Source organism: Allobosea sp. CRIB-10 (assembly GCF_900112185.1).
GTDB lineage: Bacteria > Pseudomonadota > Alphaproteobacteria > Rhizobiales > Beijerinckiaceae > Allobosea.
In genome coordinates, this window is record NZ_FOKP01000040.1 from 13,168 (window position 1) to 38,487 (window position 25,320).

General features: G+C 63.7%; 26 protein-coding genes and 1 pseudogene. 11 read left to right on the plus strand and 16 right to left on the minus strand.

The features are described 5' to 3' along the window. Nucleotides 1–15: 15 nt before the first annotated feature. The 7 genes from BMZ69_RS29185 to BMZ69_RS29215 form a co-directional block, all read right to left on the minus strand. On the minus strand, nt 16–261 hold the full coding sequence (locus BMZ69_RS29185; protein ID WP_139219297.1) for a hypothetical protein: 246 nt from the start codon (nt 259–261) through the stop codon (nt 16–18). Between the two features lie 47 nt (nt 262–308). Beyond that, the gene (locus BMZ69_RS29190; RefSeq protein ID WP_092163549.1) at nt 309–1,271 is read right to left on the minus strand and encodes a formylglycine-generating enzyme family protein; all 963 of its coding nucleotides are present in this window, start codon (nt 1,269–1,271) and stop codon (nt 309–311) included. Nucleotides 1,272–1,275: 4 nt separating this feature from the next. Then, entirely contained in the window at nt 1,276–2,202 is a 927-nt protein-coding gene (locus BMZ69_RS29195; protein ID WP_244543609.1) for a polyphosphate kinase 2 family protein, read from the minus strand. Beyond that, nucleotides 2,172–3,152, minus strand: a complete 981-nt coding sequence (locus BMZ69_RS29200) for an HAD family hydrolase (protein WP_244543610.1) — start codon at nt 3,150–3,152, stop codon at nt 2,172–2,174. Before BMZ69_RS29200 ends, BMZ69_RS29195 begins: the two co-directional genes overlap by 31 nt. A 163-nt stretch (nt 3,153–3,315) precedes the next feature. Beyond that, nucleotides 3,316–4,965: an arylsulfatase gene (locus BMZ69_RS29205; protein WP_244543611.1), complete on the minus strand. Its 1,650-nt coding sequence runs from the start codon at nt 4,963–4,965 to the stop codon at nt 3,316–3,318. 153 nt (nt 4,966–5,118) lie between these two features. After that, nucleotides 5,119–5,928: a hypothetical protein gene (locus BMZ69_RS29210; RefSeq protein WP_139219299.1), complete on the minus strand. Its 810-nt coding sequence runs from the start codon at nt 5,926–5,928 to the stop codon at nt 5,119–5,121. A gap of 121 nt (nt 5,929–6,049) precedes the next feature. After that, the gene (locus BMZ69_RS29215) at nt 6,050–6,409 is read right to left on the minus strand and encodes a hypothetical protein (protein ID WP_244543612.1); all 360 of its coding nucleotides are present in this window, start codon (nt 6,407–6,409) and stop codon (nt 6,050–6,052) included. A 412-nt stretch (nt 6,410–6,821) separates the two neighbouring features. Between BMZ69_RS29215 and BMZ69_RS29220 the strand changes: the two genes are divergently transcribed. The 4 genes from BMZ69_RS29220 (at nt 6,822) to BMZ69_RS29235 (ending at nt 10,721) form a co-directional block, all read left to right on the plus strand. Continuing rightward, nucleotides 6,822–7,826 (plus strand): SphA family protein, encoded by a 1,005-nt coding sequence (locus tag BMZ69_RS29220; RefSeq protein WP_244543613.1) that lies wholly within the window; start codon nt 6,822–6,824, stop codon nt 7,824–7,826. Nucleotides 7,827–7,891: 65 nt separating this feature from the next. Then, nucleotides 7,892–9,466 (plus strand): arylsulfatase, encoded by a 1,575-nt coding sequence (locus BMZ69_RS29225; RefSeq protein WP_244543614.1) that lies wholly within the window; start codon nt 7,892–7,894, stop codon nt 9,464–9,466. 56 nt (nt 9,467–9,522) lie between these two features. After that, on the plus strand, nt 9,523–9,783 hold the full coding sequence (locus tag BMZ69_RS29230) for a DUF3302 domain-containing protein (protein ID WP_092163531.1): 261 nt from the start codon (nt 9,523–9,525) through the stop codon (nt 9,781–9,783). Beyond that, complete coding sequence (locus tag BMZ69_RS29235) at nt 9,780–10,721, plus strand: HlyD family secretion protein (protein ID WP_092163532.1); 942 nt, start codon at nt 9,780–9,782, stop codon at nt 10,719–10,721. The genes BMZ69_RS29230 and BMZ69_RS29235 overlap by 4 nt, the downstream gene beginning before the upstream one ends. Nucleotides 10,722–10,870: 149 nt before the next feature. Here BMZ69_RS29235 and BMZ69_RS29240 read toward each other — a convergent pair whose 3' ends face one another. The 7 genes from BMZ69_RS29240 to BMZ69_RS29270 all read right to left on the minus strand — a co-directional run bounded on the left by BMZ69_RS29240 (nt 10,871) and on the right by BMZ69_RS29270 (nt 17,221). After that, on the minus strand, nt 10,871–11,704 hold the full coding sequence (locus tag BMZ69_RS29240; protein WP_092163533.1) for a creatininase family protein: 834 nt from the start codon (nt 11,702–11,704) through the stop codon (nt 10,871–10,873). 7 nt (nt 11,705–11,711) lie between these two features. Beyond that, nucleotides 11,712–12,404, minus strand: coding sequence for an ABC transporter ATP-binding protein (locus BMZ69_RS29245; protein WP_092163534.1), 693 nt, complete (start codon nt 12,402–12,404; stop codon nt 11,712–11,714). After that, a complete protein-coding gene (locus BMZ69_RS29250; RefSeq protein ID WP_092163535.1) occupies nt 12,394–13,152 on the minus strand; it encodes an ABC transporter ATP-binding protein in 759 nt (252 codons plus the stop codon). The genes BMZ69_RS29245 and BMZ69_RS29250 overlap by 11 nt, the downstream gene beginning before the upstream one ends. Beyond that, a complete protein-coding gene (locus BMZ69_RS29255; RefSeq protein WP_092163536.1) occupies nt 13,149–14,135 on the minus strand; it encodes a branched-chain amino acid ABC transporter permease in 987 nt (328 codons plus the stop codon). Before BMZ69_RS29255 ends, BMZ69_RS29250 begins: the two co-directional genes overlap by 4 nt. Next, nucleotides 14,132–14,992, minus strand: a complete 861-nt coding sequence (locus tag BMZ69_RS29260) for a branched-chain amino acid ABC transporter permease (protein ID WP_092163537.1) — start codon at nt 14,990–14,992, stop codon at nt 14,132–14,134. The genes BMZ69_RS29255 and BMZ69_RS29260 overlap by 4 nt, the downstream gene beginning before the upstream one ends. Nucleotides 14,993–15,018: 26 nt before the next feature. Further along, nucleotides 15,019–16,221 carry an ABC transporter substrate-binding protein gene (locus BMZ69_RS29265; protein ID WP_210188120.1) on the minus strand — a complete coding sequence of 401 codons (1,203 nt, stop codon included), beginning with the start codon at nt 16,219–16,221 and terminating at the stop codon, nt 15,019–15,021. 235 nt (nt 16,222–16,456) lie between these two features. Further along, nucleotides 16,457–17,221, minus strand: a complete 765-nt coding sequence (locus tag BMZ69_RS29270; protein ID WP_092163539.1) for an FCD domain-containing protein — start codon at nt 17,219–17,221, stop codon at nt 16,457–16,459. A gap of 187 nt (nt 17,222–17,408) precedes the next feature. Here BMZ69_RS29270 and BMZ69_RS29275 point away from each other — a divergent pair, with 187 nt between their 5' ends. From BMZ69_RS29275 to BMZ69_RS29290, 4 genes are read left to right on the plus strand one after another with little or no spacing between them, the layout of a single operon-like run. Then, on the plus strand, nt 17,409–17,747 hold the full coding sequence (locus tag BMZ69_RS29275; RefSeq protein WP_092163551.1) for a hypothetical protein: 339 nt from the start codon (nt 17,409–17,411) through the stop codon (nt 17,745–17,747). Continuing rightward, nucleotides 17,740–18,579: a DODA-type extradiol aromatic ring-opening family dioxygenase gene (locus tag BMZ69_RS29280; protein ID WP_092163540.1), complete on the plus strand. Its 840-nt coding sequence runs from the start codon at nt 17,740–17,742 to the stop codon at nt 18,577–18,579. The genes BMZ69_RS29275 and BMZ69_RS29280 overlap by 8 nt, the downstream gene beginning before the upstream one ends. Nucleotide 18,580: 1 nt before the next feature. Then, nucleotides 18,581–19,312, plus strand: a complete 732-nt coding sequence (locus BMZ69_RS29285; RefSeq protein WP_175507034.1) for a cysteine hydrolase family protein — start codon at nt 18,581–18,583, stop codon at nt 19,310–19,312. A gap of 14 nt (nt 19,313–19,326) precedes the next feature. Then, a complete protein-coding gene (locus BMZ69_RS29290) occupies nt 19,327–20,277 on the plus strand; it encodes an amidohydrolase family protein (RefSeq protein ID WP_175507035.1) in 951 nt (316 codons plus the stop codon). A gap of 69 nt (nt 20,278–20,346) precedes the next feature. Here BMZ69_RS29290 and BMZ69_RS29295 read toward each other — a convergent pair whose 3' ends face one another. Beyond that, complete coding sequence (locus tag BMZ69_RS29295) at nt 20,347–21,252, minus strand: LysR family transcriptional regulator (protein ID WP_092163543.1); 906 nt, start codon at nt 21,250–21,252, stop codon at nt 20,347–20,349. A gap of 117 nt (nt 21,253–21,369) precedes the next feature. Here BMZ69_RS29295 and BMZ69_RS29300 point away from each other — a divergent pair, with 117 nt between their 5' ends. The 3 genes from BMZ69_RS29300 (at nt 21,370) to BMZ69_RS29310 (ending at nt 25,102) form a co-directional block, all read left to right on the plus strand. Then, the gene (locus BMZ69_RS29300) at nt 21,370–22,284 is read left to right on the plus strand and encodes an NmrA family NAD(P)-binding protein (RefSeq protein WP_092163544.1); all 915 of its coding nucleotides are present in this window, start codon (nt 21,370–21,372) and stop codon (nt 22,282–22,284) included. A 2-nt stretch (nt 22,285–22,286) separates the two neighbouring features. Then, the gene (locus BMZ69_RS29305; protein ID WP_092163545.1) at nt 22,287–23,543 is read left to right on the plus strand and encodes an MFS transporter; all 1,257 of its coding nucleotides are present in this window, start codon (nt 22,287–22,289) and stop codon (nt 23,541–23,543) included. 399 nt (nt 23,544–23,942) lie between these two features. Beyond that, nucleotides 23,943–25,102, plus strand: a protein-coding gene (locus tag BMZ69_RS29310) for an IS3 family transposase (RefSeq protein WP_092163546.1) whose coding sequence is annotated in 2 segments (ribosomal slippage) — nt 23,943–24,201 and nt 24,201–25,102 — 1,161 coding nt in all. Because the reading frame shifts where the segments join, the coding sequence is not laid out codon by codon here. Between the two features lie 136 nt (nt 25,103–25,238). Here BMZ69_RS29310 and BMZ69_RS31405 read toward each other — a convergent pair. Beyond that, nucleotides 25,239–25,320: pseudogene (locus BMZ69_RS31405) on the minus strand (IS5/IS1182 family transposase); the annotation flags it as partial.

Sequence of the window (25,320 nt, forward strand, 5' to 3'; positions counted from 1 at the left end):
GGCAGCCGGCGGGCGTTACGGCATGCGGGGCAGAACGTCGTTGCCGAAGAAGTCAGTCTGGCGCGTCGCGCTGTTCTGGTTGGCCCGGATATAGCTCGGGCCGCCCGTGCGGGCGGGGCTGGGCCCTGTATCAAGATAGCTGCGCTGCTGCGGCTGGGGCGGCGCGACCGTGGTGGTGGAAGGCGGCTGTTGCGCAGATGTGGTGCAACCGACGAGGCCCGAACAGCACAGAGCGACGAGAAGCCCGGACAGCTTGGTCACGTGCACGGTCCCTTCCTCATTCGGCGAGTTCAATCCAGGTGGCCCCGTCAGGACGCGGGCCTGACGATACAGCGGAAGCCGACATGGCTGGTCGAGGTATCGACCGGCTCGGCATGGCGCGCAGCGGGGCGGTAGCGCCGGCAATAGCTCGGGGCGCACAGATGCGAACCGCCTTTCAGCACGCGACGCGGGATCCGGATGTGCGGTTGGCGCGGGTCGTAACTGTCGGCCTCCGGCCCGCCACGCGGGTTCTGCGGTACGCAACAGGCCTTCAGTGCGTCGGCCTGATGGCGCGTTGACCAGAAGTCGGTGGTCCACTCCCAGACATTTCCGATCATGTCGAAAAGGCCGTAGCCATTGGCTGGGAACGTCCGGACTGGAGAGGTGCGGGCCCAGCCATCCTCCTTCGTGTTCTCGTTCGGGAAGTTGCCCTGCCAGATATTGGCCATGTGACGGCCATCCGGGGTGAGCTCGTCACCCCAGGCGAATTCGGCGCCTTCCCTGCCACCCCAGGCGGCGAATTCCCATTCCGCCTCGGTCGGCAGCGCCTTCCCCGCCCAAGCCGCATAAGCTTCGGCATCGCGATAGGCGACATGGACGACAGGATGATCGTCCAGCCCCTTGATCGAGGAGCCGGAGCCATAGGGCTTGCGCCAGGTCGCTCCGAATTTGAACGTCCACCATTCTCCCCAGAGACGCAGGTCGACCGGATGAGTCGGCGGATTGAACATCAGTGATCCCGGCTGCAGCATATGCGGCAAGGCGCCCGGATAGTCCTTCGGATCGGGCGGGATCTCGGCAAAGGTAACGTGGCCGGTCGCCTCGACGAAGGCGCGGAACTGGCGGTTGGTCACCGGCGTCTCGTCGATCCAGAAGCTGTCGACGCTGACGCGGTGGCTCGGCGCCTCCTCCGGATAATGCTCGTCTGACCCCATGCGGAAACTACCGCCGGCGATGAAGATCATCCCTTCGGTTCGGACTGGTCCTTCGAGCGTCGCGGCATCCGCCATCATCTCAGCCCTTCTTGTCGTCCTCGGCCAGCAGCTCCTTGCGGGCCCTGGCCATCGCCTTGCGCGCTTCGTCGTCCACCTTCGGGAAGTCGAGAGCGAGCCCGTCGAGCGTCTCGGCGATGGTCTCCGCCACGAAAAGACGCGTGAACCATTTGTTGTCGGCGGGGACAACGTACCACGGCGCATGCTTCGTCGCAGTGTGGGCGATCATCGCCTGATAGGCTTTCTGGTAGTCGTCCCAATGCTTGCGCTCGGCGAGATCGGCCGGCTCGAATTTCCAGTTCTTGTCGGGCTCGTCGATCCGCGCCAGGAAACGCTTGCGCTGCTCGTCCTTGGAGAGATTGAGGAAGAACTTCAGGATCACCGTGCCGTTGCGGGCGAGATGCTTCTCGAAATCACGGATGCTCTCGTAGCGCTCCTGCCAGATGTCCTTGCCAATCAGCTTCGGTGACAACCCCTGCTTCCGCAACAGATCCTCATGGACGCGAACGACCAGCACCTCCTCGTAATAGGAGCGGTTGAAAATGCCGATCTCGCCGCGCTCGGGCAGGGCGCGAGCGGCGCGCCACAGGAAGTCGTGGCGCAGCTCCAGCGAGCTCGGCGCCTTGAACGAGGTCACTTCGCAACCCTGCGGGTTCACGCCGGACATGACATGCTCGATCGTGCTGTCCTTTCCGGCTGTGTCGATCGCCTGCAGGACGATCAGCACCGACCAGCGCCGCTCGGCGTAGAGCCGCTCCTGCAGATCGCGCAGGCGCCCGACGCCGTCCTGCAGCAGGTCCTTCGCCTCGCTCTTGTCGATATCGAGACCGCAGGTGTCGGCGGGGTCGAAACGCTTCAGCCGAAAACCATCGCCATCCTCTACCCGGAAGCGATCGATGATCTCGGCCTTGTCCATGCTCACTGCCCAGCAGGAAAGACGGTCTTCCATTCCGTCTTCATGTCGACGATCGTCCAGCCCTTGGCCTTGCCCTCGTCGAGCGCCTTGTCGAGCTTGCCGATATGGGAGGCGCGGTCATAGGCCCATTCGCGCTCGGCATCGGTATGGTGAACAATCAGGGCCAGGCGCGCGCCCGAGCCCGCGGTCGTGTACTGGAGCATCTGCAGATCGCCGTCCGAGTTGCCGAAGGCGAGGATCGGCCGGCGCCCGATGAAGCGGTTGATGCCGACCGGCTTGCCCGGCCCATCATCGACGAACTCGACCTTGCTCTCTTTGACGAGCCCCGGCTTGCCGTTGCCGTCGACTCGAAACTTCACGACACCGGACGAGCCCACGACCTGCTCGGGGGGTATGCCGTAGACCTTCTCGGCGAAGACGCGCATGAACTCGACGCCGCCGCCTGACACGATGAAGGTCTTGAAGCCGTTGGCGCGCAGATGGTTCAGCAGCTCGAGCTGGGGCTGGTAGATGAGTTCGGAATAGGGGCGCTGCTTCGTAGGGTGGCGAGCTGTGCTCAGCCAGTTCTCGACCGAGGCGCTGAAGGCGTCGGTTGTCATGCCGGAATGGGTGAGGCTGACGACCTGCAGCAGCCCCTTGTTGCCGCCGGCCGACAAGGCCTTGAGGTCGCGCGCGAGCACGGAGCGATACGGTTCCTTGCCCTTCAGCGCCGGTTTCTCGGCCACCATCCGCTTGATCTCGTCGAAGGCGAAGAGCAACTGGAAATAGGCCGGCTGCTCGGCCCAGAGCGTGCCGTCATTGTCGAAGGTGGCGATGCGTTCGGCCGGTTTGACGAAGTCGGGCCCGCCTTCTCGGGTCACCTTGGCGACGAAGTCGACGATCGTCTGCTTGGCCTTGCCCTCATTCCAGGAGGGCAGCGGGTCGGTCTGGGCAAAAGCAGCAGTGCTGGTCAGCACCAGAGCTGCGACCGTCGCAGCTGTCATCCCCATAATGGACCGCAATGTCCGGAGCATGGAATCCTCCCGGTTTCGCATCGCAGCGGTCGCTCGGCAAAAGCCCACCATCACGAGGGTGATATGGAGCAGAGATCTGCGGTGCCCGCGCAATTCGCAGGCACCGTTTTCGCCGGGCCGCCGCCCTCTTGCACTAGCGCGGCCGCAGTCTTTCGAGCTCCCCGAGCCGCTTCAGTGCCGCCTGTTGCTGGAGCAGGCCGTAGTTGATGCCGGATGCGTTCAGCGAACTGCCAGTCTGGTAGGGATACTCGGCGAAATCGGAGAAGAATTCCTTCACCTTTGCCTGGACCGGCACGAGCAGCCACATCTGCTGGCCGAGGAACTTCATGGCTTCGCCACCTTCCTTCATGCCGCGCTCGTACGGGTCCATGCGGAGGTTCGTGATAGAGGCCCAGGACGTGACCTCGCGGGTCGCGGTCGCGATGTTGCCTTCGCTGTTTACCGCAAAGCTGACTTTCCAATCGTTCCAGCGGACAGCGTTCAGGTTGCCGCCCTGATCGAAATAAAAGACGGAGTCGCGCGGCGGCTCCTTCGTCTCGCCCTTGAGGAACGGCATGAAATTGTAGCCGTCGAGATGGGCCTTGAAGGTCTTCGACCCTGCCTGGAATCCGCTTTTCATCTTCTCCTTGACGTCGCCGAGGCCGGCGGCCGCGCAGAAAGTCGGGAACCAGTCGATCAGTGCGATCGGCTCGTTGACCTCGGTCCCGGGCTTCACCACGCCCGGCCAGCGCACCATCATCGGGATGCGGAAGCCGCCTTCCCATGTGGTGCCTTTCTCGCCGCGGAACGGCGTCATGGCGCCGTCGGGCCAAAGAGCGATCTCGGCGCCGTTGTCGGTGGTGTAGAGCACGATCGTGTTGTCGGCGATGCGGAGATCGTCGAGCTGCTTGAGGAGCTGCCCGACATGGCCGTCATGCTCGACCATGCCGTCGGCGTGGATACCCTTGCCGGTCTTGCCCATCGACTCCGCTTTGAGATGGGTGAAGACATGCATGCGGGTCGAGTTGAACCAGCAGAAGAACGGCTTGTTCGCCTTGGTCTGGCGGTCGATGAAATCCTTGGCTCCGGCCAGGAACTCCTCATCGATGGTCGGCATCCGCTTGGTGTTGAGGGGACCGGTATCCTCGATCTTGCCGTCGGCGCTGATCTTCAGCACGCCGCGCGGGCCGAACTGCCTGCGGAAATTCGGATCCTTCGGATAGAAATAGCCCTCCGGCTCCTCCTCGGCGTTGAGATGATAGAGATTGCCGAAGAATTCGTCGAAGCCATGCCGTGTCGGAAGATGCTCGTCGCGATCGCCGAGATGGTTCTTGCCGAACTGGCCGGTGGCATAGCCGGCGGTCTTCAGAGCATCAGCGATCGTTGGCATCCAATCCTGGATGCCGTGCGGATCACCGGGCATGCCGATCGTCAGCAGGCCCGTGCGGAACGGCTCCATGCCGAGGATGAAGGAGGCGCGCCCGGCGGTGCAGCTCTGCTGGCCATAGGCATCGGTGAAGATCGCGCCTTCCTTGGCGATGCGGTCGATATTGGGGGTGCGGTAGCCCATCATCCCCATCGTATAGGCGCTGATTTGGGGGACGCCGATATCATCGCCGAAGATCACTAGGATGTTCGGCTTTCGCCCGGCGGCGGCCGACGGAGCAGGCTGCTGAGCCTGTGCCGTCTGGACCGGAGCGCCCGGGAGATGAGTTGAGGCTGCTGCGAGCACCGTGCCGCCGAGCAGAACGTTGCGGCGACTGAGAGCGGGCTTGGGCGAGGGGATTGTCTGCTCAGGATCCACGACACATTCTCCCGGAGAGTTCGGAACGACAGCAAAGCTGGAACAGTGCATGGAGAGTTGTAGAGTGGAGCGGCCCTGCGCGGCAGCTCTGTAACGGTTACCGAGCCGCCTGCGTCCCCGCCCGTCATCGACGAGCGAGACGGATCGACTGCCTCAGCGCGTCCCGATCACGCTTGCAATCGATTTCACGGCAGTATCAGCAAAGCCATCGATCTGGTCGAAACATGGCGTCGCTTTCGCAACGAAGTCTCGGGAATCCGACGCAAGGACCTCGCCGCTACGCAGATCGCTGAAGCGCCAGGAGTAGCGGCGATGTTCCGCCATAGGGCGAACTGAGATATCGAGAGAATACGTCTCTCCGGGATGTGCGAAGAGCTCCTGGATGGCATCGGTGGCCGCCCTTCGCTCCGCCGACGGCATGAGCAGAGTCCTGAAGTGCGCCCCGCGCAAGAGCGGCAGCAAGGCGTCGGTGAAGACTTCGCCGCGCAGCTCGGTTTCCGGATCGGATCGATCAGAATGATCGTGGATGATCACGGCTGCCACGGCCCGATCCGCCGGCATGTCGGCCGCCACAGGATCGGCAACTCCGGTGTTTTCCACGTTGGACGACCATGCGAACGTCGGCACGTAGCTGCCCCGCGGCAACGTGATCCTGATCCGGTCGGCGGTGCCTGCGGTATCGTAATAGGCGGTCAACGCCGAGCGAAGGCGCGTCGCCTCGATCCGCACAATCGGATCGATGGCCGGATCGAAGCTGTCGTCCCGGCCGAAGACGTCGACGCCGATCGCATAGGCCTTGATCCGGTCGGCATGCCCGTCCACGGTTTGTCTTACTACAAACGACAGAAAGCGCCGGTTCCGCTCGGACAATCTGAGCGCATCCGTTGCTATTAACGTTTGGAGAGTTTCTAATATTTCTTGCGAAGAAGGCCCATCTGCCGCGGTGGATACTGCCTCGCCCATCGCTTTGCCTCCAAAGCCTAGTGCGGGAATCCTTACGTAGTCAACGAATGTAACAATGGCGCCACCATAGGTCGGATGGCAAGATGCCGTTCGCTCGGCGGTATGGCCATGCTCAAGACGGTTAGGAAATCCTATCCAGAATATCCTGTTCTGTCGCCGATGCGAGCATATTATATTCCTGTGTTCGCTGACGGCCGGTCTGGGTCGGGGATTTTGCCCAGTATGCCGCTGCCTCGCAGGCCGTCTCGTAGGCTTCGCAGAGCTCGGCCAGCCGTGGGTCGGCGATGCATTTCTCGCGCAAGACGGCGCGCCGCTCAGGCCAGCGCAGCATCAGGCGGGCGAGCCCTCGTATTTGCGCCTGATCCATCTGCCTACATCCAGAGGAAGCCAGACTGAGTTTACACGTCATGAGATGGCGTAGCAGGCTTAACTGTAACATCACCGCGTTCAACGGTTCTCCGCCGCGGAACAGCATCCGCATTCCGCCTGTCGTTCGCGCGTGAAACGCGCTCAACGGCCTCCAGTCACCCCATCAAAAAATGGTAGCGATGATGCCGTAGAGGCCGACGAGAGCGACGCCATCGACAATGTCCGTGCGCTGTCTGACGTGCCAGACAAATGATACGTTTGTGTGTTGCAGCCACGTGAGCGCGAGCGGACACTCTGTTGCATTGCACAATAATGACACTCCATCGGAAAGTGTTACGCGGTCCCGCGTCTCCGAATTTATGTAGCGGCAGCAATTAGAAATGATAAAATCTGGCTTAAATTGAGGAAATCTACGCGGGCGGCACGAACTGATTCTGCAAAATTTCGACGTTTCTGAAAATTGAAATTGACGGTCGGGCCAGTATCGTTTCAGAATTCATACGCTGAACCGGGAGTGCCATGGCTTGCGACTGCTTCTAGCACAGGCTTTGTCGGTCATTGTGGCGCTCACTGCCTTGAATCGCGCCGCGGTTGCAACGGAGGGAGGCGCTAGCCTTTACGTCCCCGGTCTCCGCGGTCCCCTCGCCGGGGTCGTTCCGCCACCTGGCTTTTATTTCGAGAACGACTTCTATAGTTATTCAGGTCGGCTCTCGGCCGCCAAGGCCATTCCGATCGGCGGGGCGGTCGTATCCAACGTCAAGGTCGAGGCGCGGGTCAACTTTATGACCCCGACTTGGGTCACGCCGATCGAGATTCTCGGCGGCAACCTGGCGTTCGCGGTCACGGTTCCGTTCGGGACGCCCCGTGTGAGCGCTGGCGCCGTCATTACCGGGCCGCGCGGGCGGTCGATCGGCTTCAGCCAGCGGGACGCCACCTTCAACATCGGCGACCCGGCCATCTCCAGCTTCATCGGCTGGCATCAGGGCAACTTCCATTGGCAGACGGGGGTGACCGTCAACATCCCATCCGGATCCTATCAGGACGGGGAGCTCTCGAACCTGTCGTTCAACCGCTGGATTGGCGACATCTACGCCGCTGTAACCTACCTCAATCCCGCGACCGGGATCGACCTTTCCGGTGCGGTCGGCTTCGAGATCAACGGCAAGAACGACGCCACCGACTATCGGAGCGGCAACGCGATCCACGCCGATATCGCGCTGAGCAAGAACTTCACCAAGCAATTCTCGGCCGGCCTGCTGGCGTCCCATTACCAGCAGGTCAGCGGCGACGGCGGCCGCGGGGCGACGCTGGGTCCCTACAAGGGCCGGGTCACTGCCCTGGCCGCCCAGATCGCCTACACCTTCGAGGTTGCCGGAACGCCCGTCTCCGCGCGGCTGAAGGTGCTGCGCGAGGTCGACGTCGACAACCGCTCGCGCGGCACTATCGGGCTCTTCAGCATCGGTTTCCCGATCGGCCACTCGGCGGCTGCGCCCAAGGCCGCCCCAGCTCGGCCGTCAGCGCCCAGATGATGGGTCAAAGGAGGCACCCGTTGAAAAAGCAAGGTTTTCTGGCAGCTGCCGCGATAGCGGCCCTCATGTCGCTCTCGAACGGGGAGACGCTGGCCCAGCAGCCCTCGCCGCGTCCGCCAGTGGTGCCGGCTCCCGCGGCCACAAGCGCCCCGCCGAACATCCTCGTCATCTTCGGCGACGATATCGGCCAGTCGAACATTAGCGCCTACGCGCACGGTCTCGTGGGCTACCGGACGCCCAATATCGACCGCATCGCTAAAGAAGGCATGATGTTCACCGACTATTACGGTGAGAATTCCTGCACCGCCGGGCGCTCGACCTTCATCACCGGCCAGACGTGCCTGCGCACGGGCCTGTGCAAGGTCGGCGTTCCCGGTGCGACCGTGGGCCTCCAGGATCGCGATGTCACGATCGCAGAGGCGCTGAAGGCTCGCGGCTATGCCACCGGCCAGTTCGGCAAGAACCACCTTGGTGATCGCGATGAGTTTCTTCCCACGCGACACGGCTTCGACGAGTTCTTCGGCAACCTTTATCACCTCAATGCCGAGGAGGAGCCTGAACGGCCGTACTGGCCCAAGAACAACCCCGCCTTCGTCAAGGCCAACTCGCCGCGCGGTGTGCTGAAGTCATCGGCCGACGGCAAGATCGAGGACACTGGTCCGCTAACGAAAAAGCGGATGGAGACGATCGACGACGAGACAACGGATGCCGCCGTCGACTTCATGCAGCGACAGGTCAAGGCTCAAAAGCCCTTCTTCACCTGGATGAACACGACCCGCATGCATGCCTTCACACACGTGCGCGAGTCCATGAAGGGCCGCAGCGGCATGCCGGGCAACGATTATGCCGACGGCATGCTTGAGCATGACGAGGATGTCGGCAAGCTCCTGAAGGCGATTGACGACCTCGGCATCGCCAACAACACGATCGTCATCTACACCACCGATAATGGACCGAACCAGTGGTCCTGGCCGGACGCAGCCACCACTCAGTTCCGGTCAGAGAAGAACACGAACTGGGAGGGCGCCTTCCGCGTACCGGCAATGATCCGATGGCCCGGGCGCGTGAAAGCCGGCGAGGTCTCGAACGAAATGATCTCGGGTCTCGACTGGTTTCCAACGCTCGTGGCCGCCGCCGGCGATGCCGATATCAAGGACAAGCTGCTGAAAGGGACGACGGTCGGTGCCAAGCAAGCCAGGGTTCATCTCGACGGCTACAACCAGCTCCCCTACCTCACAGGCCAGCAGCCAAAGTCGGCCCGCAACTCCTTCTTCTACCTGAACGACGATGGGGAGGTGGTTGCCGTTCGGTTCGATGAATGGAAGGCAGTGTTCTGCGAGCAGCGCCAGCCTGGTGGCTTCGAGGTCTGGTCGAACCCTTTCACCTGCCTGCGCGCTCCCAAAATCTTCCATCTCCGGATGGATCCCATGGAACGAGCCGATGGCGTCTCCGACCAGTACTACGACTGGATGGTCAAGAACGCCTATCTAGCGCCGCTCGCCGTCTCAAACGTGGCGCCCTTCCTCCAGACCTTCAAGGAATTTCCGCCGAGCCAGCGCGTCGCCAGCTTCAGCATCGATCAGATGATCGACGGGCTGATGCGCAACCTCGAGGCGGCGGCCTCGCGAAATTCCAGATAGCGAAGGCGCGATCGCGACCGGTCAGAGCCGCGGGGCAACCTTAAGAAGGGTATTTCATGTCCGGTCTCGATATCTTCGCCTGGATCGTCCTGCTCGTCCTCGTCGCGAGCACGGTCTTCGTCGTCGTCTTCATGGCGATGTGGCCCGGAATGGTCGCCCGACGACGCGGCCACCCATGGGCCGAGGCCGTCAGTATCGGCGGTTGGGTCACCCTATTCCTGGGCTTCGTGCTCTGGCCGATCGTCTTGATCTGGGCCTATGTCGACGTCCCGCCGCGGCCGAGCGGCACCGGCCGCAGCCGGGAGGTCGCCCCATGATCGTCGCGATCCTGAACAGCTACCTGCTGCTGCTGTTCATCCTGGTGAAGCTCAGGGTCGTCCGGTTCAACCTGTTCTGGAAGGCCTCGCCCTTCATCGTCTTCCTGCTGCTGCTCGTCGGGCTGTTCATCCCGATGGGATGGGGCGCGCCGCAGGGCTCCGTGCTGGTGGTGCGGCACTCCGTAGCGATCGTTCCCGATGTCGCGGGCGAGGTCATCGAGGTGCCCGTCCAGCCGAACCAACCGCTCAAGGCCGGCGACGTGCTGTTCAAGATCGATCCGGTGCCGTTTCAGGCGCAGGTCGACGCCATCGCCGCACAGTTGAGGCTCCAGGAGACCCGGCTCGACGAGATGACGCAGCTGCAGAACCGCGGCACCGGTCGAACCTTCGACGTCGAGCAGCGGCAGGCCGAGGTCGACCAGCTCCGGGCCCAACTTGTCGGGGCACAGTGGAACCTCGAAAAGACCACCGTGCGGGCTCCGGCCGACGGCTATGTCACCAATCTGGCGCTGCGCAAGGGCGCGCGGGTGACCAACTTGCCGCTCGCCCCCGTCATGGCGTTCATCGACACCTCGGACACGATCGTGGGTGTTGAGATCAATCAGATCGACGCGCGCTACCTCGCGTCTGGCCAGCCCGTCGAAGTGACGTTCAAGATGACACCCGGCACGGTGCAGACCGGCAAGGTCGAGAGCATTCTCCAGGCCGTCGCGTCCGGCCAGGTGCAGACCTCCGGCCAGGCGGTTGCGCCTCGGACTGTCCAGGCTGCCCCCTTCGCCGTCCGCGTGCGGCTCGACGACGAGGCCTTCGCCCGGTCGTTACCTGCCGGCAGCGTCGGCGATGCCGCGATCTTCACTGAACGCGTCAAGGCCGCCCACGTCATACGCAAAGTCCTGCTGCGGCAGATCGCGATCACGAACTACGTCAACCCATTCTAAGGCAGACTTTACTGGCATACGCACGCGACGTGTGTGACCCGCTTGGTCACTCCCTGAACGTCCGCTATCCGTTAGACGCCCGATGGCAGCTTTTGGCGCGACGCAGATTTCATCTACTCGCTCCGAGACACCGGGCCCGAGGCTAGTCTCTAACGGGGTCCTTCGCCTGAAACCGCCTTCGCCATGACGCGCGCGATCAGGTCGTAGTGGCGCCAGAGTTCCGGATCGATCGGGGCGGGAGCGCCGAAATAGCCACCCGGCGTGACTGCCTTCGCGTCACTGCCGCCCTTGCGCCATCGAACCAGATCCGCCTCGCCCAACTGCGTCGGGACTAAGTGCGGAAGGACGTCGAAATCGACCAGTTCGGGATAATAGCGCGCCATTGCGGCTGTCTCGAGCTCGTCGGCATGGACGCCGAGAATTCCGGTGGTCTTCAATCCGTCCAGCTCGTCGGGCCGCTCCCACGGCACCCAGAACGGTTCCGTGCCCGAGCAGCCCAGCCGTCCAAACAGACGCCAGCGCAGCGGCGCATAGAGCCAGCGTGCGCGGCCCGGCCCGCGCTCGAGCTGCTCCAGCATGACCTTGTGCAGCATCCGGTTGTGCTCGAGGTCGCCGTGGTGGCTGACGAAGAGGATGTCCCGAAAGCCGTTCTCGCAGAGCGTGTCGACGATGTCGTTGAGCAGTGCGGCTGCAATCTCGGGCCGGGTGCGGAACGTCGCCGGAAAGGCCGAGAGCACGTGGTTCACGCCCCAGTAGAACGGCGGTGCGATGACGAACTCGCGGCCGGCTTCCGCAGCATAGCGCCGTGTCAGCCGGCAAAGCGCGGTCGCGATATGCGCGTCGGTTCCGATCGGCAGATGCGGGCCGTGATGCTCAATCACGCCGATCGGCAGGAGCACGCCCGCCCCGCGCTCGGCTGCAGCGGCGATGGCAGGCCCAGCCATCTCGACCATGGTGCCGGCGTAGAGATCCTGATCGATCATGACGTCCTCATACCGAAATCAGCGAGCGAACGGCCTCGAAGTCCGCGAGAAGCTCATCCGAGGTGCCTTCGCGGACGATCCGGCCACGATCAAGCACGATCGCCCGGTCGCTAAGCCGCAGTGCATCCTGCGCGTGCTGCTCGACGATGATGATCGCGAAGCCGAACTCCTCACGCAGATGCCTGATCGAATGCTCCAGCTCCTCGACGATCACCGGCGCCAAGCCTTCGAACGGCTCGTCGAGAGCGAGAAGCCGGGGATTTGTCATCAGGGCGCGGGCGATCGCCAGCATCTGCTGCTCGCCGCCGGAGAGGTTGTCGCCATGGTTGCGACGCCTTTCATTGAGGCGTGGGAACATCGCGTAGGCGTCGGCCAGCCCGAAGCGACCGGGCCGGCGCGCGACCAGCAGGTTTTCCTCGACGGTGAGGGAGGCGAAGATGTCGCGTTCCTGCGGCACCCAGCCGATCCCGAGTGCCGCGCGCCCGCTCGCATCGCGACGGCAGATCTCCTTACCGCGCCAGCGAATCGCGCCGGCGCTGACATGGGCATGGCCCATCAGCGCCAGGATCAGCGTGGTCTTGCCGACGCCGTTGCGGCCGAGCACTGCCAGGCCTTCGCCTTCATCGAGACGAAAGCCGACATCGTCGATCACGACTGCGTCGCCATAACCGGCGACCAGGCTTTCGATTTCAAGCAGCATGATTGCCTCGCCGACCGAGATAGACTTCCCTGACACGCGGATCGGCCGAGATCTCGGCCGGTGTACCTTCGGTGAGGATCTGCCCGGCGACCAGCACCGTGATCCGCTCGGCGAAGCGGAAGACCAGGCCCATATCATGCTCGATGAAAACCACGGTCAGGCTGGTGGGTAAGGCATGGATGCGCTCGAAGATCGCCGCGCTTTCGGCTGCCGGGACACCTGCGGCCGGTTCGTCGAGCACGAGCACGCGCGGGCGGGCCGCCATGGCGATCGCGATTTCGAGCAGACGCTGGCTGCCATAGGGAAGCGCCGCGACCGGACGATCCGCCAGCGCCAGCAGATTGACGAAGGCGAGGCAGGAGCGCGCCTCGTCGAGCGCCGCCCGGTCGCTGCGGACGGAGCGCCAGAAGGCCGCTGTCCGGCGGTTCCGCTCGAGAACAGCGAGAAGGACGTTATCCAGGACGGTGAGATTGCGGAAGAGCTGGTTGATCTGGAAGGTCCGGGTTAGGCCCCTATGGACGCGTTGCGCCTCCGACAGGCCCGTCACGTCCTCGTCGCCGATCAGGATGCGACCGGCGGCCGGCTTGACGCTGCCGGTGAGGGTTTGGACCAGCGTCGTCTTGCCGGCGCCGTTGGGGCCGATCAGCGCATGGCGCGCGCCAGCACCGATCGAGAGCGAAACGTCGCGCACCGCCTGGAAGGCACCGAAGCGCACGCTGAGCGCGGTCGTCGCCAGCGCGGCGGTCATGCGCGCCTCCCGAACCGGCCGAAACGCTCGATCAAGCCGCCGATACCGCCACGTGCCAGAAAGACCGAGGCCATCAGAACGATCCCGAGCCCAAGTTGCCAATAGCGTGGACTCACCGTCGAGAGAGCGTCCTTGACCAGCCCGAAAGCAGCGGCGCCGATACTGACGCCGGCAATGTGACCGGTCCCGCCCAGCGTCACCACCATGACGATCTCGGCCGAGCGTTCGAAGCCAAGCATGTCGAGCGAGGCGAAGCGGCTCGTCTGTGCCAGGAGCGCGCCTCCGACACCGGCGATACCTCCGGAAAGCAGGTAGCTCACGGCCAGATGGCGCGCGACCGGCGAGCCGATCGCCGGCATGCGCCGCGGGTTCTCGCGGATGCCGCGCAGCGCCAATCCGAACGGAGAGGTCGTCACCCGCCAAAGCGCGGCATAGACGAGAGCGAAGACCGTCAAGGCATAAAGAAAGGCCGTCCTGCCCTCGAAGTCGAAGGCGAACAGCCCGAGCAGCGGCGCCACCTCGAAATCCGCGAGCCCGTCGGCACCGCCGGTAAGGTCACGCATCCGGTTGGCGGCTTCGTGGATCAGCGAGGCGACGCCAAGCGTGACCAGAAGCCGGGTGAAATCGCTGCCCCGGACGACGATCGGGCTCAATACCAGGGCCACGAGAGCCGCGATCGAAGCGCCCGCCGCGAGGCCGAACAGCGGGTCGGTGAAGCCCCATCGCGCGAGGATGGCACTGCCATAAGCTCCGAGGCCGAGAAAGACGGCGTGACCGAGCGAAACGATGCCGGCATGGCCCTGCAGCAGATCATAGGATAGCGCGAAGATCATCAGCACGAGTATCTGCGTTGCCAAGGCGAGATGGTTCGGAAACAGGAAGTAGCTCGCGATCAACGCGATAAAGAGAAGCGGGGTGACAAGGCCGAACGGCAATGTCGGCTTCCACAGGCCGCCATGGCCGACAGGATTCAGCGCGCTCATGCCGCTCGCCCCTTCAAACCGGCCGGCTTGACGAGCAGCACGGCGACGAGCAGGCCGAAGATCACGAAGCCGCCGGCCTCGGGCAGGAGATATTTGAAGAGCGCGTCGACCGTGCCGAGGCCGAGCGCCGCCAGCAGCGAACCCTCGATCGAACCGGCGCCGCCAATCGCGACCACCATCAGCAGCATGGTCAGGTATTTCAGGGCGAAGGCCGGGTCGAGCCCGAGCATCTCGACGGAAAGCGCGCCGCCGAACCCGGCCAGCGCCGCGCCGAGCCCGAAGGTGAGCGCGAACAGACGATCGACCTGGATGCCGATCCCTTCAGCGGCACGGCGATTATCGACCGCGGCGCGAATCCTGGCGCCGAACAATGTATGCTCGAACAGATAGATCAGGGTGATCGCAGTCGCAGCGCCCATGGCAATCAGGAAGAGACGGTAGCTGGCGATATCGAGTCCAGCCAAGGTCACGCGCCCGGTCAGCCAGGCCGGCGTCAGGATCGCCTGCTGCTGCGGACCGAAGATCATGTTGGCGAGCGCGCCGAGCGCGAAGGCGAGCCCGATCGAGAACAGCACCTGCTCCAGTGCGCTGCGCCGGTAGAGATGACGGATGGCGGTCCGCTCGATCGCGATCCCGAAGGCGCCGACCACGAAGAACACCAATGGCAGGGCCATAAGGAAGGGCAGGCCGGCTCCGACGACGACGACGGCGAGATAGGCTCCCACCATGGCAAAAGCGCCATGGGCGAGGTTGATGAAACGCATCAGGCCGAGAGTGACCGAGAGGCCGACTGCGGAGAGGAACAGCAGCATCCCGTAGGCGACGCCGTCGACCAGGACGGCAACGAGGCTAGACACCTGGATTGACTCCCTTGCCTGTCGGCTCAGCGCACGGTCTTGCCGGGGTCGACGACGGACTTGTAGGTCTCGAAAGCCCTGTTCTGCCAACGCCCGTCGAGCTTCTCGCCGCGGCGAATATAAACGTCCTGCACGACGTCGCGCGTTTGCGGATCGATGGTGATCGTACCGCGCGGGCTCGTCAGGGTGAGACCCTTCATCGCCTCGAGCAAGCCGGCGGGATCGGTCTTGCCACCGGACTTGGCGACGGCCTTGTAGAGCAGGTCCATCGCATCATAGGCTTGGACCGCGCGGAAGTTCGGGATCGCCTCCGCCCCTGCGACCTCCTTGTAGGCCTTGATGAAGCGCTCGTTTTCGGCGCTCGCGATGCCTGACTGGTAGTGATGGGCAGAGATCACGCCGTCGAGCCCTTCGCCGATCAGGGACAGCGAGTTGTCTTCGACGACATCGCCGGTGACCAACAGCTTGACGCCGGCCCCGGCAAGGTTGCGCTCGCGCGCGGCCTTCATGAAGGCGACCGAGACGTCACCGCCGGGATTGAAGGCGAAGAGCGCATCGGGCTTGGTCTCGATGACGCGCTGCAGATAGGGCGCATACTCCATCGAGGTGACGGGGGTGCGGACTTCGCCGACAACCTGTCCTCCGCCGGCGATGAAGGCCTTCTTGAACCAGGTCTCGGCGTCGATGCCCGGCGCATAGTCGGAGACCATCGTGTAGACGGTCTTGATGCCGTTCTTCGCTGCCCAGTCACCGAGCGTCGCGGCTGATTGCGGCAAGGTCCAGGAGACACGGACGAAATAGGGCGAGCGTTCGGTGATGATCGAAGTCGCGGCATTGACGATGATCGCCGGGCGCTTGGCCTCGCCGAGCAGCGAGGCGGCCGACATCGCGTTCGGCGTAAAGCTGTAGCCGATGATCACATCCGCCTTCTCCCGCAGGATCAGCTCCTGCGTCAGCCGGCGGGCGAGGTCGCCCGAGCCCGGCCCCTGATCGTCGCGCGTGACGATTTCCACTGGCTGTCCAGCCACTGTCTTGCCGTTGAGCTTCTGATAGGCGGCGATGCCCCGCTCATACTGGCGTCCCTCGTTGGCGAAGGTGCCCGACAACGGCAGGATAACCCCGACGACCAGCTTGCCATCGGCGGCAGGAGCTGCTGCCGGCGAGAACCCGGCTGCCAAAGCCAGCCCGAACGTAGCGGCGCGCAGCGCCCAGCCGAAATCCCCGTTCACGATCATCTCCCGTTTCAGAAGCAGCACTGCCCGCTGCCGACTCACGACCTGCGCTTCACCCGCCCCTCCGGCGGACGTGCGCGAGCCTGCGGAAATCCCGCCCCCTGCCCGATTTCAGGACTACCGCGCCGACGACGCGTCTGGGTGAGCTCAAATGATCATCGAATTTGAGGCCTGTCAAATAATTTATGAATTTTCCATTTCACATAAAAAATTGGAAGTGCACAAAAGGCTCTCAGCGACCACGGCGGCGCTTCGGCGGGCTAGCACCGAGCTGTTCGTCGAGTCTGGCGAGCGTTGCCCTTGCGCCGCCCTCGATATGCTCGGCAAGCAGCTGGCAGGCCTCGGCCTCGCGGCGGGCGAGGCAGGCTTCGAGAATCGCCTTGTGCTCGGCATGGATCGAGGGGCGCAGCTCGGGATAACGCACCACGGCGCGGCGATAGCGCTCCGACTGCTCGTAGAGCAGGGCGCAGAAATGAAGCAGCCAGGGCGAGCCGCAGGCCGCTTCGAGCGCATTGTGGAAAGCGCTGTTGCGCTGCTCCCATTCGTCGGCATAGCTCGCCGGATCGCCGGTCAGGCTCGTCTCCATGCGCGACATGCGATGATAGGCGCCGACGATCCCAGCCTCCCATTCATCGTCGCCATTGGCGATCGAGCGGGCCAACGCCATCGTCGAGAAGCGCTGCCTGAGATCGGCGACATCGAGCAGTTCCTCGCGCGATACCGGCGCGACCTGGAACCCGCGCTGCCCTTCGCCGCGCACCAGCCCTTCGACGGCAAGGCGCGACAGTGCCTCCCGGACTGGATTGCGGCCGATGTCGTAGCGCTCCTCGAGCTGGTCCGGCCGCAGTCGCTTTCCGGGCTCGAACTCGCCGACGATGATGTCGCGGCGCAGCTTGATGAGCGCCTCGTCGGCCTGTGTGCGTGGCCCGTCCTGTCTGAGCAGCCAGGCCGAAGGGCCCCACTCGGGTTTCGGCTGCTTGCTGGCACTATCCGCCATTCATACCCCCTTGCGGGCGCGAATCGAGGCTGGCCCGCCTACTCGTTTCCACCTGCAATACACGAAATCAGGTACGTATGGGATAATTTCTAAGAAGCTGATTTTGCATCAAAATAGAGAAATTTATAAATTCCTGTTGCACGAGAGAATGCCGCCCGCTATGGATCGCCTCACAGGAGAACTCATGATGGCGAACGAATTCGACCCGGACCTGCCGTCCAACCGGCTGATCTTCGACATCCGCCGCGACAATGATGTCTGGCCGCATTTCAAGGAGCGGCTCGAAGAGCTGATGGAGGCCTATGGTCTCAGCCCGGCAGAGCGCGACGCGTTCCGTGCGGTCGACGTGCGGCGCCTGGGCGAGCTCGGCGTGCATCCGTACTTCCTGCCGCAGGTCACGCGGCTTTTCCACGGCGCTGCGGGCAACACGACCAAGAGCGCGGCAGCCGAAGCTTATCGCCGCTCCTTTGGCGAGCAGATCGTCGAGCATCGCGACATTTCGAGCGAGGAGAACCCGCATGGCTGAGTTCGTTTCGATCATGGCCATGGCGCACGCGCCGGGCGTCACCGGCTGGCTCGAGTCCTGCCCGATCTCCGACCAGCAGGCGATCCAGGCGGGATATGAGGAGCTCGGCCAGATCATGCGCGCGGCGAAGCCCGACGTGATCATCGGCGTCGGCAACGACCATTTGCTCAACCTGCCCCTGAAGAACCCGCCGAACTGGCGCGTCGATTGTGCGGCGGAGTGGACCGGCCCGGCCGAGTTCTTCAAGGCCTGGCTGAAGCAGCCCGGCTACCAGGTTCGCGGCCGGCCGGAGATCGCCGAGATCATCGCCCGCGAAGCGATGGCGGCCGGCCACAAGATCGATCGCGGCGATGGCCTGCTCTTCGACGACAACTGGTCGGTGCCGCTCTGGTATCTCGGCTATGACGTGCCGATCCTGCCGATCCATATGAACTGCATCAATCCTCCGGTGCCTGAGCCGGCCGATTGCATCCGCTTCGGCCGGGAATTGCGACGGATCGTCCGCGAGGTCCTGCCGGCGGGCTTGCGCGTCGGGCTGATGGGTACGGGCGGGCTGTCACACGAGCCTGGCGGGCCGCGTTATTTCACGATGGATTCGAAATTCGACCGCTGGTTCCTCGAGCTGATGGAGGAAAGCGACGCCGACCGGGTGATCCGCGAGGCGACCGTCGAGCGGATGAACGATGCCGGCGGAGGCGGAACTACCGAGCTCCTCGCCTGGATGGTGGCGATGGCGGCGGCGGGCGGTACCGGCGCGCGCTCGGTCTTCTACGTTGCGTCGGCGGAGATGCGTTGCGGCATCGGCGCCAGCGTCTGGTCGGATTTCGCCTGACATGGCCGAGTGCAAGACAACAGAGACATTTGCCAGCCGAAGCGTCCTTGCGACTGTCGAGGAGCGGCTGGCGCCACAGCGCGCCGCGCTCATCGTGGTCGATATGCAGAACGATTTCTGCGCGCCCGGCGGCTACGTCGAGGGCATCGGCAAGGATGTTTCGGGCCTCGCAACGATCGTGCCGGCACTGAATGTGCTGCTGGCGAGCGCGCGGAGCGCCGGGGTTCCGGTGATCTGGTTGACCGCCTGTTACGAGGAGGACGCGATCCCGCCGTCAATGATCGCGCAGAAGCGCCGAATCGGTACCAGCCTGATCTGCTGCGAGCGCGGCTCCTGGGGGGCCGGGTTCTTCGGCGTCTCGCCGGAGCCGGGTGAGCCGGTCTTCGAGAAGCACACCTATTCCGGTTTCTCTAATCCCGGCCTGGAGCAGCACTTGCGGGCGCTTGATCGCGAGGCCCTTATATTCGCCGGTGTGCAGACCAATGTCTGCGTCGAATCGACTCTCCGCGAGGCTCACAGTCGCGGCTTTGACGTCGTCATCGTGCAGGACGCTGTCGCCTCGCACGCAGCCAAGCAGCATCAGGCAACGCTCGCCAATGTCGGTTTCCTGTTCGGCGACGTGGTCACGGCCGAAGCCATCGAGCGGGCTTGGGCCGCTTCGCCAGCCGGTGCCGGGGCGGTGCAGGCCCATTCGCAGATCACAGACGCGCTGATGCCTAGCGGGGCCCGATGACTGGCGCCGCGCTGATGCGGCAGCGCATCGACATCCATCATCATTTCATACCACCGCGCTATCGCGAGCTGGTCGGGGCGGATGCGATCGGCCGTACGCTGGTTTCGGGGCGGGCGCCCCCATGGAGCCCGCAGCAGTCGATCGAGGCGATGGATCGCAACGGCGTTTCGCTCGCGGTTGTATCGATCTCGGCTCCGGGCTTTCAATGCGACGAAGGCGAACGCGCGGCGCTGTGCAGCCATTGCAATGATTTCGCCGCGCGCATGCGAAGCGATTACCCGGGCCGGTTCGGAAGCTTCGCGTCGTTGCCGCTGCCGGATATCGAGGCCAGCCTCAGGGAAATTGAACGCGCCTGCGACGAGCTTGCGGCCGACGGCATCGGCCTGCTCACCAACTATGGCGGCCGCTATCTCGGCGACCCCATGTTCGATCCTGTCTTCGAAGAGCTGAACCGTCGGGCGGCGACGGTGTTCGTGCATCCGACCGATACGCCCTGCGGCTGCTGGGTCGGGCTGCCGGCCGCCTCTCTCGAATTCCCGTTCGACACCACGCGCGCAATCGCCAGTTTGCTGTTCTCCGGCACGATCGGTCGGTTTCCGAAGATCCGCATGATCTTCTCCCATGCCGGCGGTACGATGCCCTTCCTCGCCGGGCGCCTCGCCAGGCTCGAGCGTCGGCCGGATTACAAGAAGATGGTCCCTGAGGGCGTGAAGGCGCTGCTCCAGACGCTGTATTTCGACACCGCCCTATCGGCCGAGCCGTCTATGCTGAACCCGCTCTTGGCATTGACGACACCCGAGCATGTCCTTTTCGGCAGCGATTATCCCTACGCGCCCGAGGATGCGATGACCGCGGCCGTGAGGGCGCTCGATGCCATGGCGCTGCCGAACTCGGCAACCAATGCGATCTTGGCAGGAAATGCACTGGGGCTGCTGCCGTCCCTGAGAGTTCAAGGCGGGACTTAGTAAACGCGGCCCGCATCGCCGTTATTTGTTGACCTGCTGGGCGCGCGGATTCGACTTTGCCCTGCGGGCTCATCGATGTCCTTCGAGAATGGCGGGGCTGAGGCGTCGCGCGAGATACTCGGCGAAGAGACGTGCGGCCGGCAGCGGAATCTTGGCCGCGGGCGTCACTGCGTGGATTGGGACCTTCTGTGTCTCGTACTCGGCCAGTACGATCTCCAGTTCGCCCCGTTCGACTAGGTCGCGGACCTGCCAGAGCGGTGTGAAGCCGAGCCCCAGGCCGAGCGCAGCAGCTGAATAAGTTGCGGCAGTGCTGTCGGTCCGCAGCCTCCCGCTGACGCGAACAGTCTGGGGCTCGCCGTCGATCTGAAACGGCCATGCCTCCGACATTACATCGAGACGGCGCACCAGGCATTGGTGATCGGCAAGCTCGCTGGGATGGCCGGGGCGACCGTGTTTGGCAAGATACATCGGTGATCCATATACCACGCGGCGCAGGGCTCCCAGCCGCCGCGCCTTCAGCTCGGAATCTGGCAGGTCGCCGATGCGAACCGCCAGGTCGATGCCATTCTCGATCAGATCGAGAAAGCGATCGCTCAGGCTGAGCTCGACCTCGATCTTCGGATATCGCTCAAGGAATTCGGCGAGCGCCGGGACGACATGGACGGGGGCGAACAGAACGGGCGCGCTGATCCGCAGCAGCCCGACAGGCTCGGAGCGTTGGTTGCTGGCCTCTGCACCGGCATCGGCGATCTCGAGAAGCGCTGGCCGGATGCGCGAATAGAAGCGACGTCCTGCTTCAGTCGGATGCGATCGGCGGGTGGTGCGGCGCACGAGCTCAACGCCGATGCTGTCCTCGAGGGTAGCGAGCGATCGGCTGACCGATTGCAGCGAGCGCCTTAGCGCGCGGGCCGCGGCGGTGAAGCTTCCTTCGTCCAAGATGGCGACGAACGCCTCCAAATCCTCAAGCCGATGCATGGAGTTAGCTCAGTCAGATTATATTGATATCCAATATAATCTCTCCTGAGATGCATCGATTATCAATCAAAAGCGTAAGCCTCACATTGAGCTGATAACGTTCAATGGAGTTCGCTGATGACTGCTGAAATCGACACTGTCCTGGCTGTCGGGGCCCATGGCCGATTTGCTGGCCTCGTCCCTCCCGCGCTGCGAGCCAAGGGCATCAAAGTCAGGGCGCTGGTCCGGGACGATGACGCCGCGGCGGCGGCTCTGGCGAATGGCGCTGCCGAGCTGGCTCGCGGCGATCTCCGTAGGCCCGACACACTGCTTGCGGCGGTACGCGGCGTTCAGGGCGTCTTTCATATCGGCCCAGCGTTCGCCCCGGATGAAGCGGAGATGGGCATCAACATGGTGCGCGCCGCACGACAGGAGGGCGTCGCGAAATTCGTCTATTCCTCGGTGATCCAGCCGACCTACGCTAGGCTTCCCAATCACGCGAGCAAGATCGCCGTCGAGGAGGCACTGTTCGAATCCGGGCTCGACTACACGATCCTGCGGCCGACCAATGTCTTTCAGAATCTGGTTGCCGCCTGGCCCGCCATCGTGAAGACCGCGACCTTTGCCGAGCCGTTCCGGGCGACGATGCGCGTTGCCCGGGTCGACTATCGCGACGTTGCCGAGGCCGCGGCCATCGCCTTTAGCAGTAACCGTCTGTCATACGGCGCCTTCGATCTTTGCGCCGACGGATCGCCCAACCGCGACGAGATCGCTGCCTTGATGAGCGACGTTCTCGGGCGCTGCATCGCGGCCGCCGAGCTGAACTTCGACAGCTGGGCTGCGAAAGCGAACCTGCCATACGTCCCTGCTCAGATCGAGGTGCTACGCCAGGTCCATGCGCATTACGCGGCGCATGGAGCGCCTGGTAATGGCCTCGTCTTGCGGGCGATCCTTGGTCGGGAGCCGCGTACGCTGCGCGCCTTCATTCAGGAACTAGCGACGGAGCAGAGCCTGGCCAGCCTGGACTCGCAGCCAATGACGGGCCGGAGCTGACAATGACCGATGCATCGAATGCAGCGCAGCGCGATCTGGCGACTGATCAGGTGGCAGTAATGACGCCAGGCATGACTGTTTTCTTTGCGGCAGCCGTCGCGATCACGGTCCTCAACCTGTTCGCGTCGCAGCCCCTGCTCGGCCTGATCGGCCCGGCCTTCGGAATGACAGCCGCCCAGGCCAGCATGATCACCACCCTGACGCTGTTGGGATATGCCCTTGGGCTCGTCTTCGTCGTCCCACTCGTCGACCTCATATCCAATCGCCGCCTGATCCTGCTGACGTTGCTCTGTTGTGCCGGATCGTTGCTATCGACGTCGCTCGCCCCGACCACCTCGCTTCTTCTCGCGAGTGCGGTTGCGCTCGGCGTGACCTCGACAGCCGTCCAGATGCTCGTTCCTATCGCGGCGGCGCTGACGGCGCCCGAGGCGCGAGGCCGGGTGGTCGGCAATGTGATGAGCGGCCTGATGATTGGTACGCTACTGTCGCGACCGCTCGCGAGCCTGGTGGCGGAATTTGCTGGCTGGCGTTCCTTCTACGCGCTGAGCGCCGTTCTCATCGCGGTTCTGACCGCAGCAATGGCGAAGACGTTGCCAGAACGACGGCCTTCGCCCGGCGCGAGCTATGGCTCGCTGATCGCCTCGCTGGGGACGTTGATCTGCGGGGAGCCGGTCCTGCGCCGGCGCTCTGCCTATCAGTTCCTGCTGATGGGAGCGTTCAGCCTGTTTTGGACCGCGATCGCGTTGCGGCTGACGGCCCCACCTTACGGACTTGGGCAGATCGGCATCGCGGTGTTCTCGCTTGCGGCGGTCGGAGCAGTTGTCATCGCACCTGTCGCGGGGCGACTGGCGGACCAAAACAAGGCGAGCCTGATGACCCCGTTGTTCCAGGGAGCGGTTGTTCTCGCCTTTCTGTTGGTTGCCGTAGCGGACGGAGCTGGCGGAATGCTTGCCCTCAACGCCGCACCTGTCCTGTCGCTTGCATTACTCGGCATCGCCGCGTTCCTGCTCAGTCTTGGTGTTACCGGCGACCAGATCATTGGACGCCACGCGATCAACATGCTTCAGCCAGAAGCACGCGGGCGCCTGAACGGCCTCTACACCAGCTTTATGTTCACCGGTGGGGCGCTCGGAGCATTTGCCGCAGGTCCGGCCTGGGACCGCGGAGGCTGGCCTCTCGTCTACCTGCTTGCATTGGGAGCCGCTTCGATCGCAGCACTGCTGACGATAGGCGCCAGCTTCGCCGTACTGAAGCGCTGAGCCACGAGCCGGTTGTGCGACATCACTGCAGGATCATCGATGTCGCCTTTTTTTTCCGGCTACACGACCCGGTGCATTCAGCCGCGCCTTGTGTCCGATGACGGGTGTCTCTTTGCGTCAGTTTCGCGAGCAGTCACGACTTGACCATCCTGGAAGATCATGAGCGCCGTCAGCTCGATGGATTGATCGCATAAGCCTGAAAAAGGGCGGCATAGAATCAGCCGGAAGCGACAAGTAAGATCGCGTGCGAAACGGCGTGCTGGAATTTAAACGTGAAAGACCACATGGAGAATGTAGGAGAACGGCCTATCACACCCACCAAGCGGCGCGGTTGCCTTTCGTTGACTGGAGTTGACCCGGTTTTGTGGACACCTTTGAAGTCATTTTCTGGAGTGTCCGATGCCGCGTTTTCGAGCTGCATATCCGCCGGAGTTCCGACGGCAGATGGTCGAGTTGGTCCGATCCGGGCGAACGCCTGAAGAGCTGTCGCGGGAGTTCGAGCCGACCGCGCAATCCATCGCGAACTGGGTCCGTCAGGCTGATCGCGACGCCGGCAGGCGTAGTGACGGTGCGACGACGGCCGAGCGCGAAGAGCTGATCCGCCTTCGCCGTGAGAACCAGCGCCTGCGCCAGGAGCGCGATATCCTGTCAAAGGCGGCAGCCTGGTTCGCGCGGGAGAGCAAGGCGAACCCGAACGGGTTTTCCGGTTCATGAGCGCGCACCAGGCCGTCTTCCCGATCAAGACCATGGCCCGCGTCTTCAAGGTCTCCGCGTCCGGCTATTATGCCTGGCGCGGCAGGCCAGCCTCGGCGCGGGCGACAGCCGACGTCGACCTCACCCGGAAGATCCGCACGATCCATGCGGCCTCGCGCAAAACCTATGGCGCACCGCGGATCCATGCCGAGCTCAAGGCCGAGGGAGTGGCCATCGGCAAGAAGCGCGTGGCTCGCCTGATGGGCGCGGCCGGGCTCGTCGGCGCCAGCCGGCGCAGAAGCATCACGACGACACGGCGCGATCCCGCGCATCGGCCGCCGAACGATCTGGTTCGAAGGAACTTCTTTGGCGAGAAGCCGAACGAACTGTGGGTGGCCGACATCACCTTCGTGCCCACGCTCGCCGGCTTCCTGTTCCTGGCGGTCGTGCTGGACGCATGGTCCAGGCGGATCGTCGGCTGGGCTTTCTCAGCCGATCTGAAGACCCGCGTCGTGCTCGATGCGCTCGACATGGCGCTCGCCGCCCGCAAGCCGGAGAACGTCATCCACCATAGCGATCAGGGCTCGCAATATACCTCGCTGGCTTTCGGCAACCGCTGCAAGGACGCCGGCGTCAGGCCCTCGGCCGGCTCGGTCGGCGATGCCTACGACAACGCCATGTGCGAGAGCTTCTTCGCGACGCTGGAATGCGAGCTGCTCGACCGGAACCGCTTCCGCTCTCACAGCGAGGCGAGGATGGCGGTCTTCAGCTTCATCGAAGGCCTCTATAACCCGTCACGCCGCCACTCGGCGCTGGGATACCTCTCGCCCATCGAATACGAAAGGCTGCACCATGAACTGACCTGACCCGCCATAGCCGTGAACAGTCCACGGAAGCGGGTCAACTCCATTCTGGCAGAGGAACCTGAACTCTGATCAGGTAACAGGAAGGATTCCAGATGCTCGGCTGTTCGCGACCAAAGCGACGCTCTATGGTCGAGACTCAACGCAGCCAGTAGGCGACGAGAGCGGCGAGGCAGAGCGAGGCCAGATAGTTCCTGGCGAGCTTGTCGTAGCGGGTCGCG